The sequence below is a fragment of the Mesorhizobium shangrilense genome, assembly GCF_040537815.1.
Taxonomy (GTDB): domain Bacteria; phylum Pseudomonadota; class Alphaproteobacteria; order Rhizobiales; family Rhizobiaceae; genus Mesorhizobium; species Mesorhizobium shangrilense.
Genome location: NZ_JBEWSZ010000001.1, coordinates 4,737,594 through 4,751,569, shown reverse-complemented (window position 1 = coordinate 4,751,569; position 13,976 = coordinate 4,737,594). Strand labels below are relative to the sequence as shown.

12 protein-coding genes are annotated in these 13,976 nt (G+C 60.1%); 9 read left to right on the top strand and 3 right to left on the bottom strand.

What is annotated here, in order from left to right:
* The first annotated feature begins 816 nt into the window (after positions 1 to 816).
* From ABVQ20_RS22955 to ABVQ20_RS22925, 7 genes are all read left to right on the top strand, one after another.
* On the top strand, positions 817 to 2,280 hold the full coding sequence (locus ABVQ20_RS22955; protein WP_354461752.1) for a Do family serine endopeptidase: 1,464 nt from the start codon (positions 817 to 819) through the stop codon (positions 2,278 to 2,280).
* Between the two features lie 510 nt (positions 2,281 to 2,790).
* A complete protein-coding gene (locus ABVQ20_RS22950; protein WP_354461751.1) occupies positions 2,791 to 3,771 on the top strand; it encodes a helix-turn-helix domain-containing protein in 981 nt (326 codons plus the stop codon).
* A gap of 644 nt (positions 3,772 to 4,415) precedes the next feature.
* A complete protein-coding gene (locus tag ABVQ20_RS22945) occupies positions 4,416 to 5,576 on the top strand; it encodes a helix-turn-helix domain-containing protein (protein WP_354461750.1) in 1,161 nt (386 codons plus the stop codon).
* A gap of 604 nt (positions 5,577 to 6,180) precedes the next feature.
* Positions 6,181 to 6,723: an HdeD family acid-resistance protein gene (locus tag ABVQ20_RS22940; protein WP_354461749.1), complete on the top strand. Its 543-nt coding sequence runs from the start codon at positions 6,181 to 6,183 to the stop codon at positions 6,721 to 6,723.
* A gap of 201 nt (positions 6,724 to 6,924) precedes the next feature.
* The gene (locus ABVQ20_RS22935) at positions 6,925 to 8,604 is read left to right on the top strand and encodes an alpha/beta hydrolase (RefSeq protein ID WP_354461748.1); all 1,680 of its coding nucleotides are present in this window, start codon (positions 6,925 to 6,927) and stop codon (positions 8,602 to 8,604) included.
* A gap of 207 nt (positions 8,605 to 8,811) precedes the next feature.
* Positions 8,812 to 9,333, top strand: coding sequence for a DUF1269 domain-containing protein (locus ABVQ20_RS22930; protein ID WP_354461747.1), 522 nt, complete (start codon positions 8,812 to 8,814; stop codon positions 9,331 to 9,333).
* Between the two features lie 121 nt (positions 9,334 to 9,454).
* Entirely contained in the window at positions 9,455 to 9,799 is a 345-nt protein-coding gene (locus ABVQ20_RS22925) for a hypothetical protein (protein ID WP_354461746.1), read from the top strand.
* Between the two features lie 277 nt (positions 9,800 to 10,076).
* On the opposite strand, the gene ABVQ20_RS22920 is transcribed toward ABVQ20_RS22925, so the two are convergent.
* The 3 genes from ABVQ20_RS22920 to ABVQ20_RS22910 form a co-directional block, all read right to left on the bottom strand.
* A complete protein-coding gene (locus ABVQ20_RS22920; protein ID WP_354461745.1) occupies positions 10,077 to 10,271 on the bottom strand; it encodes a hypothetical protein in 195 nt (64 codons plus the stop codon).
* A gap of 71 nt (positions 10,272 to 10,342) precedes the next feature.
* Entirely contained in the window at positions 10,343 to 11,524 is a 1,182-nt protein-coding gene (locus ABVQ20_RS22915; RefSeq protein ID WP_354461744.1) for an alpha/beta hydrolase, read from the bottom strand.
* Between the two features lie 204 nt (positions 11,525 to 11,728).
* Positions 11,729 to 12,340 carry an META domain-containing protein gene (locus ABVQ20_RS22910; protein ID WP_354461743.1) on the bottom strand — a complete coding sequence of 204 codons (612 nt, stop codon included), beginning with the start codon at positions 12,338 to 12,340 and terminating at the stop codon, positions 11,729 to 11,731.
* A 154-nt stretch (positions 12,341 to 12,494) separates the two neighbouring features.
* On the opposite strand from ABVQ20_RS22910, the gene ABVQ20_RS22905 reads away from it, so the two are divergent.
* Both ABVQ20_RS22905 and ABVQ20_RS22900 read left to right on the top strand, forming a co-directional pair.
* Positions 12,495 to 12,764 (top strand): hypothetical protein, encoded by a 270-nt coding sequence (locus ABVQ20_RS22905; protein WP_354461742.1) that lies wholly within the window; start codon positions 12,495 to 12,497, stop codon positions 12,762 to 12,764.
* Between the two features lie 51 nt (positions 12,765 to 12,815).
* Positions 12,816 to 13,973 (top strand): helix-turn-helix domain-containing protein, encoded by a 1,158-nt coding sequence (locus tag ABVQ20_RS22900; RefSeq protein ID WP_354461741.1) that lies wholly within the window; start codon positions 12,816 to 12,818, stop codon positions 13,971 to 13,973.
* Positions 13,974 to 13,976: the final 3 nt, after the last annotated feature.

Sequence of the window (13,976 nt, the reverse complement as noted above, 5' to 3'; positions counted from 1 at the left end):
GCGATGAGCGCGGCGATGATGATGCGCTTCATATGCCTCTCCGTTAACTGTGTCCGCCGCCGTCCAACCTGTCGCCGCGGATGAGGTCAAATCGAAGTAATTTTAAGCCAGCACTTCGTCCTTTTGGAATATGCCGTGAATCCCAAACGTGGATAGGGCGTTTATTTTTTGCACTGCCTCTCCGTTAACTGTGTCCTCCGCAGTAGTCTGGCATGGGGGATGTATGGCAGCGATCTGTCGCAAGACCTTGAAACCGTATGCGCGTCCTCGATGCCCGCGACAGGCCGCCCGACCCCTCTCTCGTTGAGACGAAGATCACCCGTTAGACAGCGCCCTCATCCCACGAGAAATCACAGTCTAGAGCGGCTTTCTGGCGTCCTCGGGGAATGGCGGCAAAGACGAGCCTGATGCTATGCGCGCCGCTTTCAAATGCGCCGCCATACAATCGACGTATAGATAACTTGTGACGAAATTTGACCTGAAATCGCCATCGCACGATCCTCGAATCAATGTCGAGTAAACACCGAACAGATCGGATGGGATATTTGGTTTTTTTGATTTCGATATTGATTTTCGGGACATCGAACAATCATCGCTTTCGATGTGCTTGAATTACATATTATTCAAATATCCAAGTTACAATTTTGCAATCTTTCCCAAAAATAAGCCGATAGTGTCTTTATATACATGTGCTCTCAGTTTTTGAAAAATAACAAAACTTTCATGCAATGGAAATGGCGCCGTAATGTGCGCCCCTCTAGTCCTCCTGCCAGGACGCTCATCTGGAGCGCATCCCTTCCAAGAGGATCCCAACTCATGAATATCGCCCCCAATTCATATTCCAGCACCCGTCGGCGCCTGACGCTGGCTGCGGCGTCACTCGCCGTCATCGGCACTGTTGGCGCCACTGCGGTTCTCTCCGGAACGGCTCCCGTTCAGGCGGATGCCGTGCATGTCCAGGCGCCGCAGTCGACCGGCTTTGCCGATATCGTCGAACGCGTCTCGCCCGCGGTCGTCAGCGTCAAGGTCAAATCCACGATTCAGCCTGCGGCCGATGAAGGCTCCGACGACCAGGATGGGTCCGACAACCCGCAACAACGCGGCTTCAAGCATGGCGATGGCAAGCCGCGCCCGGTGGCGCAAGGCTCGGGCTTCTTCATCTCCGAGGACGGCTACCTCGTCACCAACAATCACGTCGTCTCGGAAGGCTCGTCCTTCACAGTTGTCACCAGCGACGGCAAGGAGCTCGACGCCAAGCTGGTCGGCACTGATCCGCGCACCGACCTTGCGGTGCTGAAGGTCGACGGCGGCGACAAGTTCACCTACGTCAACTTCGCCGACGATTCCAAGGTTCGTATCGGTGACTGGGTGGTGGCCGTCGGCAATCCGTTTGGCCTTGGCGGCACCGTTACGTCCGGTATCGTCTCGGCTCGCGGCCGAGACATCGGCGCTGGCCCCTATGACGATTTCATCCAGATCGACGCTCCGGTCAATCACGGCAATTCGGGCGGTCCGACCTTCAACCTCAACGGTGAGGTGATTGGCGTCAATACAGCCATCTTCTCGCCATCGGGCGGCAGTGTCGGCATTGGCTTCGACATTCCGGCCTCGACCGCCAAGCAAGTCGTCGAGGACCTTATGAAGGACGGTTCCATCAAGCGCGGCTGGCTCGGTGTTGAAATCCAGCCGGTCACCGCCGACATCGCCGACTCGCTTGGCCTGAAATCGGACAAGGGCACGCTGGTTTCGAACGCCCAGGACGCTGGTCCCAGCAAGAAGGCCGGCATCATCGCCGGTGACGTCATCACCCAGGTCAACGGCAAGGACGTCGACTCGCCGAAGGGACTCGCCCGCCTGATCGGCGCCTATGCGCCAGGCAAATCAGTCGATGTCACCGTGTGGCGCGATGGCAAGAGCCAGACGGTCAAGGTCGATCTGGGCACGCTGCCCTCCGGCGACAAGCAGGGCTCAAGCGATGACGGCAAGCAGGCCGCACCCGCCAAGGCCGACGCCTTGGCCGATCTCGGGCTGACCGTCACCAAGTCGGACAAAGGCAAGGGGCTGGTCGTCACCGATGTCGATCCCAGCAGCGACGCGGCCGACCGTGGCATCGAGCCCGGCGACGTCATCACCACGATCAACTCGGCCAAGGTGGGCACCACCGGCGACGTCGCCAAGGCCATGTCGGATGCCGCCAAGGCTGGCCGCAAGGCCGTGCTTATGCAGATCACCCGTGACGACACCAACCGATTCGTCGCTCTGCCCGTCGGCAAGGGCTGAGAGCGCACGCCTCGAGACCGCGCCTCCGAGACCACGCATGGCTTTCGGGGGCGCTTCAAAGCGCTGAAGCATCGCTGGCGTACTCACGCGGTGTGGGCGGCGCTTTCTGCCAACGACCTTCCTCGCAGCGATGTCTGCCGCCAAGCCGTTGCGGGGGAACAAGGAGCCGAACACATCAGTCAGTCGTGGTGTTTCGCTCCTGGCGGCAGCGGGCTCCCCTACGCCCGCTGCCGTTTCGGCGCCGATGTCGGCCGGTCCGTCCAGAACATCTGTCCAGCGCATGGCGTATCTGCTGGCCGGCATCAGTCACGTGGTTTGGCGTTATGTATCGTAACCTTGATTTGACCTCACCAACGACGAGCGGTTGATGATTTGTTTGCTGTCGCGGGAAATCGGCCTGTTGCGCGAAAGTAGGCCCGGTCGGCGAAACAAACTGAGGGCCGAGTTGGGCAAGAAAAGCGATTGCGTCCGGTATCACCCCACTTCGGACGACACGTGTGGAGACCATGGATGTTGGAGGCACCGAACTGGTACGCGCGTAAATACAACTCCGTCGTGGCCCGCACCCGCGAATCCGATCCCGATGCCGAATTCCATATCCAGCAGATCGGAGCACAGCGCCATGCATCGCGCCTGGCGACCATCGACTATGGCGACGCGTTCGTCCTCGACCTGCAGGACAAGGGTGGCATCGCGATGTCGGGGGCGATCAATGACGATGCGCTGACGGCGGTGTTCCTTTGGGGTGAAGGCACCACCTTCAACGGGCAACGCAGTGAAGTACCGCGGTTGCGGGTCATCGGCCCGGGAACGGAATTCAACCTGGAGATGCCCGGTAGCTATCGCCTTATGCGGATCGGCCTGCGTGGCTCTGCGCTCGATTCTCTGCGTACGGCATCTGCCTCCCACCCGGACCGGCGGGACTGGCTGATGCCTGGGGTGCACGGGCAGCGCTTCGCCCCGGCAACCGAACTGGAGCTTCAACAGAAGCTGCTGCTGACCGTCGGGTACGCGCAGGCTGCCGCGCGGCGTGGCCACGACCTTAGTGCCGGCCTGGCGGTTGCGGCGAGCGAGGCAGGCGCCGCGCTCGCGCAGGTGCTCTCCCGCACGCAGGGGCCGCCCGCCCGCGGCCTCGGTTCCGGCGATCGACGCGAAATCGTTGATGCCACTCTCGCCATCCTCGAGACGAAACCGCACGGTCCGGTTTCGGTCAGCGCCGTCTGCGGGATACTGGGCGTCGGCGAGCGAACGCTGGAACGCGCGTTTCAGGAACGCCTGGGGATCAATCCTCGCGCCTACGAGCGTGAGCGGCGGTTACGGGCGGCGCACGGTCTCATCCTGACGGAGGGCGATCGCCTCTCGATCACCGATATCGCCATGAGCTTTAGCTTCTGGCACCTGGGCCGCTTCGCCGGGGCCTATTCGGCGCTCTTCGGATGCTCGCCCAGCGAGACGCGGCGGCGCATCTGGGGGCATGCGCCGCAAGATTGATGGATGTCGTCGAACCTGCTGACGTGAGGAGGATTGGCACGTAACGCGGCCTGTCCCGGTGCATCTGATCGGGCATTCGAAGGGTTCATGTCCGGGGAAGGCCGGCTGCGAAAAGGCGAGGACGATCGGCCCAATCCAGCAGCGATCGGATCTTGAATTTCGGTCGCGCGCCTCGCGGCAATCGGCACAGGCATCGGGGAACAGGTGATCCCGTGATCATGCCGACACCATCCGCGCCATGATCCGCAGGATGAGGCAACGAAACGCATCACAGGTTCATCGCCATCCGACAGCCTCTGCGTCCTGTCGGAAAGTGGATAGAGATTGGCTGACCCTCAGGAGATTCTAGGGTGCGGCGTCGTTGACGCCGCACCCGCGCCGCTAATCCGCGGATGCCGGGAGCCAGTTTCGGCCGAGATGCAGGAGGGCAGAATGGTGCTCGATCAGCCTTTGTAGGCGCAGCCGCCTCGCCGTTCCCACCCACGTGCCCGCAGCGGCGCCGGCATCATCCTGATTACACAACGCTCGAATCCCGAGGCTGGAAGTCGGTGGGGCCGAAACGCCCACCGACAGATGGCTGGAAGCACGAAATGCAGTGGGTGCCCGACATGGGCCTCCATGGCGGCGGCGGGATAGGAGTCACAATGGACGCCAGACTAAGCGCACCCGGCATTCCCACCGATCCCTTCGCCGATGAGCATCTGAGATGCGCCATGGCAATGGACACCGCGTCAGCGCCGCCGGCCGAACAATTCGACCTCTTTCGGACGTGGTACACGGAGCTTGCCGAAATTCAGCTTCCGCGGGCCGAGCGCCACATATTCCCAGCCCGCCAGCAGGTATGGCAGTTGGGAGATCTGGCACTCGGCACAATCAGGCTTCCGGGTTCCGGCTTCGACATCCGATGGGAGCATCGCAGGCGGCCGCTGCTGGATCACTGGGTGCTGTCGATGCCGTTTTCACGGTCGCCCAGCGGTGCGATGGAAGCAGGAAAGCCCCGCATGAGGTGCCTGGCGTTGCCAGATGTCGGGCTGACCCACGATGACCTGATCGTCGCGCTCTTTCTGCCGCGCACCTTGCCGGCAACCAATTCGTCAAGACTTGAAGCCAGCGACGCCACTTTGAACTTCCTGGCGGACTATATGCTTCTGCTGCATCGCTCCCTCCCCAGCCTCAAGAAGGGGGATCTGCCGCACATCATGACGGCGACGGCCAATCTCTTCGCGGCCGCCCTTACGCCCTCAAAGGATCATCTTGCCGGGGCGCAAGGGCCAGTGGACGCCGTCACCACCGCTCGCATCACGAAAATCCTCATGGAGCGGCTGGCAGACCGGAATCTGACGCCCGACAAGCTCTGCCGCGCGGTCGGCGTCTCGCGGTCACGTCTTTACCGGATCTTCGAGCCGGCAGGCGGGATAGCCAACTATGTACGCCGCAAGCGGCTGCTCAAGACGCGCGATGTCCTGGCGGACAGTTCGGACAGACGATCGATCTCGATCATCGCCGAGCAATGGGGCTTCAGCGACGCCTCCGCCTACAGCCGGATGTTCAAACTCGAGTTCGGCCTCTCGCCCAAGGAAGCGCGCGAACTCGGATGGCAGGGCGTCAAGCACGCCACCTGGCTGAACATAGATCAGCCGATCGAGGACGCCTGTACCCTGAGCAGCCTTTTGATCAACAACTCTTTGGGATTGTCGCCTCAAGGCGATCCGGAAGCGGCGAAATCGAAACCGAAGCGCCTGGTCGGCATCGACACTTCGCCAGCGACTGAGATTACATTGCTAGCCGGCACAGCCACCTGCTAGCCGCGCCGGTCACGACCCAAATTACGCAAAAACCACGCGCTGGATTTCTTCGGTCTCGGCTCCCGGGACAACGGGCGGACCTCCGGACGAACAATTCGCAAAAAGCCTTCCGAGTCTCAGCCTTTTTCCGCCAAGCATGGACAGATAGTCCAGATCCTTGGCCTGGCGTCCCTAAAGCATCAAGGCACCATGCCAGCTTATTGACATCAGAACGGCCTGTGAACTGATGGTTCTCACAGTGCTTTCGTGGTGAGGCGAACATGTTCAGAAATACCCTGGCAGCTCTAGCAATCGCCATCAGCCTTACGGTGCCGACCGCGGTTCCGTCATTCGCGGAGATAGCGACGTTCAACATGCCGATCGGCTCCAGCCTCAACAGCGGCAGGGCGATCACATGCAGCCAAGGCCAGAGGCTGCTTCAAAACCGTGGCTTCCGAGATGTCCGCCGAACGAGCTGCCGGGGACCATTTTTCAAATATCACGCACGTCGTGGCGGCGGCCGATTTGAAGTGACGCTTAATTCCCGAACGGCTCGCGTCGTGGATATCCGCCGTGTCCGTCGGTGAGTTGCATTGCATTCGAAAAAGTCGGGAAGCCATCGACAATGACGGACCGGTCCACCGTTGAACAGCCAGCGCGATCCGCTTCCGCCAATTCTGCCATAGGGGTGGTGTTTATCCTTGCGGGTTTTTTCGTCTTGGCCGACGTGACCCTTGCCACCACCATAAGTACCCTTCTTCTTGGTGTCATCGTCATATGTGCCGGGTTCGTTGAGATCGCCATGGCCGTATGGGCCGGAGGATGGCGTGGCTTTCTGTGGCAGACGTTTCTCGGTATCCTGTATGTCATTTTCGGTTGCGTGCTGTTCAGCATGCCCGCTCTTGGATCTGTGATTCTTACGTGGATTTTGGGGGTCGCCCTTCTGGTTTCGGGGAGTGGAAGAATACTCCTGGGAAATCGCTACTTGCGTCATGGCAGGCGGCTGATGTTTGTTTCCGGCTTGTTCGGTCTGGCGGCAGGCCTCTTGATACTGGTTGGATGGCCCTCGACCGGAATCTGGGTGATAGGGGCACTTCTGGGGATCGACCTCATAGCGCACGGGCTGGGTTGGCTAGCCGCTGCGAGAGGGCCTGCTGTTTCGGCATGAAAGCGCGGTCTCATTTGGCGCTCCCGCTGTCTGGCGGCGTTGGTCATGAGTGCGCCAAGGCTGCTTGCGCTGTCCCTGGCGGCGCGATAATGCGGCGGTGACTGTGAATTGATTTCGGTGTTCCGAACTGTATCTTGAGATGCAAGGTAATTTCTGCCGAACACCTCTCCTATCCGACAAAGTAAAACTGGCAACGCAGGCATGGTAGCATTCGTCGCAACGCGGCTATCTGCCGACCTCATGGTGAGGTTCTTGCGCTCGCTTTCGGCCGGAGGCGTTGTCCTCGGCACCTTGTTCTTCGTGGCCTCGCTGACGCCCACGCTCATTCCCCGAACTTATGTGACACAGGGCATTCTCTCCGGCGGCTGCTTCGCAGCCGGATATGGGATTGGGGTCACGTGGCGGTGGCTATGGCGGTATATGGAATTGCCAGAGCCCCGTGGTCGCATCCAGAGATGGCTCAAGATCGCCTCGGCGCTGGTGTGTGCCGTCATCGCCGTATCATTCCTATGGCGAACGACCGAGTGGCAGAACTCGATCCGCGGGCTGATGAAACTCGAACCCGTGACGAGCGCCCACCCGTTCGAAGTCTGCCTGATCGCGGTCATCACCTTCGTGGCACTCATCGTGCTGGCCCGCCTCTTCAAGGCTGTCTTGCGCTTCACGTCGAACACCGTCGGCCGCTTTGTGCCGCCGCGGATTTCGCAAGTGATCGGCTTCGCCGTGAGCGCCCTGTTGTTCTGGACGATCGCGAACGGCCTTCTCATCCGCACAGCCCTGCATCTTCTCGACTCGTCCTTCGCGGCGTTCGACGCGCTCATCGAGCCCGACCGGGTACGTCCAACGTCCCCCCTCAAGACGGGCAGCGCGGCCTCATTGGTCGCGTGGGAGAAACTTGGGCGGGCGGGCCGCGAATTCGTCGCGGCCGGACCCAGTGCGGCGGAGATCCAGGCCTTTGCTCAAAGGCCTGCGCTCGAGCCGATCAGGGTCTATGTCGGGCTTGGGGCAGGCGATACTGTCGAAGAACGCGCCAAGCTGGCCCTCGATGAGCTGATACGCGTCGGTGGTTTTGACCGCTCGGTGTTGATCGTCATCACGCCGACGGGGACCGGCTGGATCGATCCCTCGGCGATGGATACGGTCGAATACCTGCACAATGGCGACGTGGCGAGCGTCGCCATGCAGTACTCCTATCTATCGAGCCCGCTGTCGCTGCTCGTGGAGCCGGGCTACGGCGCGGAGGCGTCGAGGGCGCTGTTCGCCGCTGTCTACGGTTATTGGACGACCTTGCCCAGGGACCATAGGCCGAAACTCTATCTGCATGGACTAAGTCTTGGCGCGATGAATTCCGAACGTTCGGCTGAACTCTTCGAAATACTCGGCGATCCGATCCAAGGTGCTGTGTGGAGCGGGCCGCCTTTCGAAAGCAGGATTTGGCGGCGGGCCACCGATGCGCGAAACGCCGGGTCGCCTGCGTGGCTGCCGCAATTCGGGGACGGCTCGGTTGTCCGCTTCATGAACCAGCATGGCGGCACGGTCGTGCCAGATACACGATGGGGACCCATGCGCATCGTCTACCTGCAGTATGCAAGCGACGCCATCACCTTCTTCGACTATCGGGATATCTACCGGCGCCCCGACTGGATGAACGCACCGCGCGGTCCCGACGTGTCACCGCAATTGCGGTGGTATCCGGTGGTGACGATGCTGCAACTGGCACTCGATATGGGCACGGCAACCTCCACGCCGATGGGGTACGGGCATGTCTACGCTCCCGAGCACTATGTTGATGCCTGGCTTGCCGTGACGGATCCCCAGGGCTGGACGCCCGACCGGATAGAACAGTTGAAACGATATCTCGTCCACCGCAGTGGAAGATAGCCGCACCCGGTGCAGCGGAGCGACGTGCAATCGCGATTAAAACGCTTATCAGAGATACCGTACGAAAAGCCGCCCAGCGGGAACTCGCCGAGCCTGATCCCAAAAATGGGACTGACGGCACATTGCTTGGATTTACGGCTCAATCCTTCGGCGTCTCGGCTGTGTAAGAAACCTCTACTGCGTACAGTCTCACCTTAGGGAGTTCACATGTCCGACTTGGTTGTCATCGTTTATCCGACCGAGGCCAAAGCTGAAGAAGTGCGCCAGCTCCTTCTGGCATTGCAGAAGGAATACATCATCAAACTGGGTGACGCGGTGATCGCGACCAAAACCGAAGCAGGCACGATCAAGCTGAACCAGCTGATGAATACGACTGCCACAGGCGCGATATCCGGCAGCTTCTGGGGGATGCTCGTTGGTCTCCTCTTCCTCAATCCGCTGGTCGGTCTTGCTGTCGGCGCCGCATCCGGGGCCATTGGCGGTGCGCTGACCGATGTTGGCATCAACGATGCGTTCATGCGCGATCTGTCGACCAGCATCCAGCCGGGCAACGCCGCGCTTTTCGTCCTTGTCCAGGACATGACGGCAGACAAGGTGCTCAAGGAAATCCAAGGTTTCGGTGGCGTGGTGCTCAAAACATCCCTGGACGAAACCAAAGAACAAGTCCTGCGCGACGCACTTCAGCGTGCGTCGGCGACGGCCGGGCAGGAGCCTGGCTCAAACGCGTGATGATCCGCTGCGTTGGAGTTTTTCCGGGACGCAGCCTCCGGCTTCCTAGAGCAATTACAGGAAAAGTGCGTAGCGGTTTTCCGTCCGGAATTGCGTTGAAACAAGGCCGCATCGATTTGACATGTCCGGCCCTGAAATAGCGATCCTGCTTCTGTTCGAAGCGGTTTGCGGAACCGCCGGAGCCGTGGCAGTGGCTCGGCTTTGGCGTACAATCGGCTTTGAATGGAAATCCATCGCTGCCATTGGCGCGTTTGGGGGCTTGATCCTGGCACTTCTTGCCATGCTGCTTCCAGGCCTGGCGCGCTTCGTCGGCTATATGGGGAGTGCTTTCGACGCCTTGTCACGTGGCTCCGGCGGGCTCACGCTCGAAGTGTTGATCGGTGTGGGTATTGCCGGACTTTTGGGCGGCATCATTGCGATCTGCATTGTTCGCCTTGCCCGGGGCACGAATCCTCCAGACCGATAGGCCGGCTCGAAAGGGGATCGACGGCATTGGCCGTCGTCGTATCAGCACCAACCGGCACCGTCGGAGCAATGGCCGGGCACGTAAACCCGGTCTGCGCCGGGATGGCTTGCGGATTGCCGTCGAGGACGCTTCCCAGCGAGCCTCGTGTCGAGCTGGCGCACCATCGAGCCGGAGCCGTTCAGCGATTGGTGGAATCTCGCGGAAACGCCGAACCGCTCCATCTCTTTGTTTTACGCAATTCCGAACGGAAAATCGCCGCGCACTTTTCCGGAGTTGCTCAAGGCATCTCGCTATTTCGACGGGCGATCTTCAGGATCAAGAGAATGACGCCGATAGCCAGGATAAGGCATCCACCCACCAAGGTTGAGGGCGAGCCATACCGGTAGCCAGATGCAAGAATGAGAAATCCCACAACCACGAAAACGATAGCGGTCAATTTGTTGACCAGCAGAGATCCTGAATTTGCAGCCATAGTCACCTCCATAGAAACGATGAGAGAAATTGAACACTTGTCATTTGCATTCCCGATCAGTCCTTCAAGCCCTATCTCGACACATTGCCAGCATCCGGAACCGGCCGAGATTGTCCGGTGCCCAGCCCTTCCAGAATTCTGACCGGTAGGTGGATCGCCAGGGCGGCATTTTCGAATACGGCCTGTCCCGCCTCCGCAACCTTGGTGCTAGCGGGTGCGTCTTCGTCAGTGATGAGGCGGCGCAGGAGACGGTTCGAGCCTAGCAAATGGATCAGCGTGCCCGAGCTCGCGAACCCGCTGTGTCCGCCTCCGTCGATGTCGGAGATATCGATCACCTGAACATTTTTCCTCTGGAGAAGCGGAATATTGGATCCGCTGCCGATCCTGGGGCCGCCGCCTGTCAGGCGCCTTGAAACGCTCAATGCGCGGTCGCGGCGCGAGACAACAATGGTAAATGGCTGCGGGAGCATTGGAATATCGTTGACCTGGCTGCTGAAGACATCCGGATCGATGTCTGGCGCGGCAAGCATGACGCCGCGGATCTTCGGAAAGATGTAGCCCTTGCCGCTCAGCGCCAGAGTACGCAGCGCCTCCATCACCACATACGCGCCCATTGAATGACCAACGATGACGATCCCGCTTGCGTTGGAGCGCGCCGCGATTTCGATGGTTTCCGCAAGGCCGGCCCTGGCCTGCAAAGCGCTGTCTCGGTCGAAAAGGTAGCCACTGAAGGATGCGGCGGACGCCCACGAAAAATGGAGCGGCACGGAGGAAATGTTGTAATCGTGAACGATCTGGGCGTTGCGAAACAAACCCTCGGCAAAGTTGTTGTTATAGCCATGAACAAAGATGAATATCTCCCGCTGTGACGGCGGGCGCTTTGCCAGCCGGGCGTTCAACAGGGACAGAAAGGACTTTTCGTCCGCAATACGGGTCAGATTGCGTGCCGAGAAATGCCGGGCGGGATCAGGTATGCCCGATGAGGTTTCGACCGAACCGGGCCTATGCGCCGCCGGCACCAGAACGTTCACCTGCGCAAAATTCAACGCCAAGGAGCGATCGCGGGAGTAAGGCGGTTCGGCTGTAGCGGACGCCGCCCGCGTGGTGGCTACCAGGATGGGGATCGTCGATAGATGCTGCGCATCCGACTGAGTGGGAGAGGCGAGGCCAGTGACGGCCCTGGAACCGGCGCAACCCTGCAGCAGCGCCGCCAACAAGGCGGCCAGAACGGCCCATATTGCGGCTTTCTTCATGCCGCTAACGGCACAGACCGTGCGGCTGCCCCGTGACCCCGTTCAGTTGCCGGCACGGCCATGACAAACTGGAAACACATAGTAGTCGTGCCACTAGGGAAAGACGGAGTGCGGAGTTCTTGATGAAGTGGTCATTCCCTGTACCCTTTCGCTGCGCGACCAGCCCAGCCCGCCTGGCGTTCGGGCTCTCCATGCCAAGAGTGTCTATTTCCCCAGGCTTATGAGCGTCTGGCCGTCCTTACCGAGAAGTCGCAATTGCCCCGTCGATGCGACCTCGAAGCGGCGAACTGCTTCGAGAGCACCCAGAAGACTGCGCTCCTGGTCCATGAGCGGTTGATCGCACATCATCATTGATGCGCCCGTCTCCGAAATCGTCAAACCTTCCCCGGTCACGGTGAATTTGCCAAAAAATCGGTTGCACGAGCCGTTCCCGTGGATGCTTCCGCCCGGATCGAAAGCAAGAGTGGGCTGGGACCCTGCAACAAGGCCCTTTCCGGCTATCATTCCGACAGGCCAGTCCCCGTGAAGCAGGTCCGCCGGTTCGCCGGCGCACCCTGCCAACTTGCGGTCATCCATCATCACGGTCGCGGTTTTCGGATATGGCATTCCCGTCATCGTGTCGGCGCACACCGCGGCCGCAACCGTCAGCGTGAAGTGTCGGCCATCAACGGTTGCTGTGTATACATCGGTGCCGTCCTTTGTCGTGGGCGTCGGCAGCGGTTCAATCGTGAAAGTCTCTCCCCCTAGTGCATGAAAGGTAATTGCCTTGTCGGACACCCTGATCTGCCAATTCGGCTCGTTGCCGCGCGCCGTCAAGGTGGCAGCCTGAGCACTGTCTGCCGCTGCAAGACAGAGTGCCAAAAATGGCGCGGCGATCCTAAACGGGGAGCACGGCTTTCTGGACAGAATTGCTACCTTCCATGATCGCCAGCCGACCATATTTTTCTGAGCGCGGATCGGGACCAGCCAAATGGCGGCCAATCACCAGCGGCTGTTCCAACCGAATGTTCCATGTCCGGACAAGAGTCCACGCTGCCGACTGGAGAACAAGCCAGGAACTGAAAAAATGGATGGAATGCCTAGACTTGGGATAGCCAGCGTACTGGCCGGATTTCCAGATCGTGAGCCACGAGAGGTCGATATTTTGCTCGATTGGCCTCATTCCGGCGTGCAAGAAATAAACGCCGGGTCCACGTTTGGGATTTACAGCATATTCCAAAAAAACGCGGTGCTGGCGTAAAGTTACCTCGATTTGATCTCATCCGCGGCGGCAGGTTGACGATCCGATTTGTTGTTGGTTTTCCTTGGCGGGAAATCGGCCTGTCGCGCAATGAACTGCCTAGATCATGGCAGTTCTCGTGCGGAACAGGAGTTTGTCATGGACGCAAGAGTAAGCGCAGCCGGTATTCCCACCGATCCCTACGCTGATGAGCCTCTGAAATGCGCCATCGACCAGAGCACCGCGTCGGTGCCTCCAGCCGAACAGTTCGATTTCTTCCGGACCTGGTACGCCGGAGTTGCCGAAATGCAGCTTCTTCGTGCAGAGCAGCCCCTGTTCCCGGCCCATCAGCAGGTGTGGCAGTTGGGAGATCTGGCATTGGGCACCATCGAGGTTCCCGGTTTCGGCTACGACATTCGATGGGAGCACCGGAGACGACCGTTGCTGGATCATTGGGTCCTGTCCGCGCCGGTTTCACGATCCCGCGGCGGCGAGATGGCCCTTGGAAAGCCACGCCTGAGATGCCTGGCGCTGCCCGATGTCGCGGTGACCAATGATGACCTGTTCATCATGCTCTTCCTGCCGCGTACGTGGCTGGCGGCCCGCTCGTCAAAAATCGAAGCGAGCGACGCGACGTTGAACTTCCTGGCCCACTACGCGATCCTGCTCCACCGCTCTCTGTCCGATCTGAAGGAAGGGAATCTGCCGCATATCGTGACGGCGACCGCCAATCTCTTCGCGGCGGCACTGATGCCCTCAAAGGATCATCTCGCCGCCGCTCAAGGGCCGGTAGACGCCGTTACCACCGCGCGTATCGCCAAAACCATTGTGGAAAGATTGACCGACCCCGATTTGACGCCCGCCAAGCTGTGCCGTGCGGCAGGCATCTCACGGTCGCGTCTCTATCGGATCTTCGAGCCGGCAGGCGGGATATCCAATTATGTGCGCCGCAAGCGGTTGCTCAAGACACGCGATGCCCTGGCCGACAGTTCGGACAGACGATCGATCTCCAGCATCGCGGATGAATGGGGCTTCACAGATCCCTCGACCTACAGCCGGATGTTCAAATTGGAATTCGGCATATCGCCCAAAGAGGCACGCGAGCTCGGATGGCAAGGGGTCAAGCACTCCACCTGGCTGAGCATCGATCAGCCGATCGATGGTGTCGGCAGCCTGGGCAACCTTCTCATCAACAATTCCCTGGGGTTGTCACTTTCTTCCAAGCGATGAGTT

What these genes read in the sequence shown, in the direction of transcription:
- ABVQ20_RS22915 (WP_354461744.1), bottom strand. Translation starts at nt 11,524, where the DNA reads ATGAAGAAAGCCGCAATATGGGCCGTTCTGGCCGCCTTGTTGGCGGCG.
- ABVQ20_RS22945 (WP_354461750.1), top strand. Translation starts at nt 4,416, where the DNA reads ATGGACGCCAGACTAAGCGCACCCGGCATTCCCACCGATCCCTTCGCC.
- ABVQ20_RS22940 (WP_354461749.1), top strand. Translation starts at nt 6,181, where the DNA reads ATGACGGACCGGTCCACCGTTGAACAGCCAGCGCGATCCGCTTCCGCC.
- ABVQ20_RS22930 (WP_354461747.1), top strand. Translation starts at nt 8,812, where the DNA reads ATGTCCGACTTGGTTGTCATCGTTTATCCGACCGAGGCCAAAGCTGAA.
- ABVQ20_RS22925 (WP_354461746.1), top strand. Translation starts at nt 9,455, where the DNA reads ATGTCCGGCCCTGAAATAGCGATCCTGCTTCTGTTCGAAGCGGTTTGC.
- ABVQ20_RS22920 (WP_354461745.1), bottom strand. Translation starts at nt 10,271, where the DNA reads ATGGCTGCAAATTCAGGATCTCTGCTGGTCAACAAATTGACCGCTATC.
- ABVQ20_RS22955 (WP_354461752.1), top strand. Translation starts at nt 817, where the DNA reads ATGAATATCGCCCCCAATTCATATTCCAGCACCCGTCGGCGCCTGACG.
- ABVQ20_RS22905 (WP_354461742.1), top strand. Translation starts at nt 12,495, where the DNA reads ATGGCGGCCAATCACCAGCGGCTGTTCCAACCGAATGTTCCATGTCCG.
- ABVQ20_RS22935 (WP_354461748.1), top strand. Translation starts at nt 6,925, where the DNA reads ATGGTAGCATTCGTCGCAACGCGGCTATCTGCCGACCTCATGGTGAGG.
- ABVQ20_RS22950 (WP_354461751.1), top strand. Translation starts at nt 2,791, where the DNA reads ATGTTGGAGGCACCGAACTGGTACGCGCGTAAATACAACTCCGTCGTG.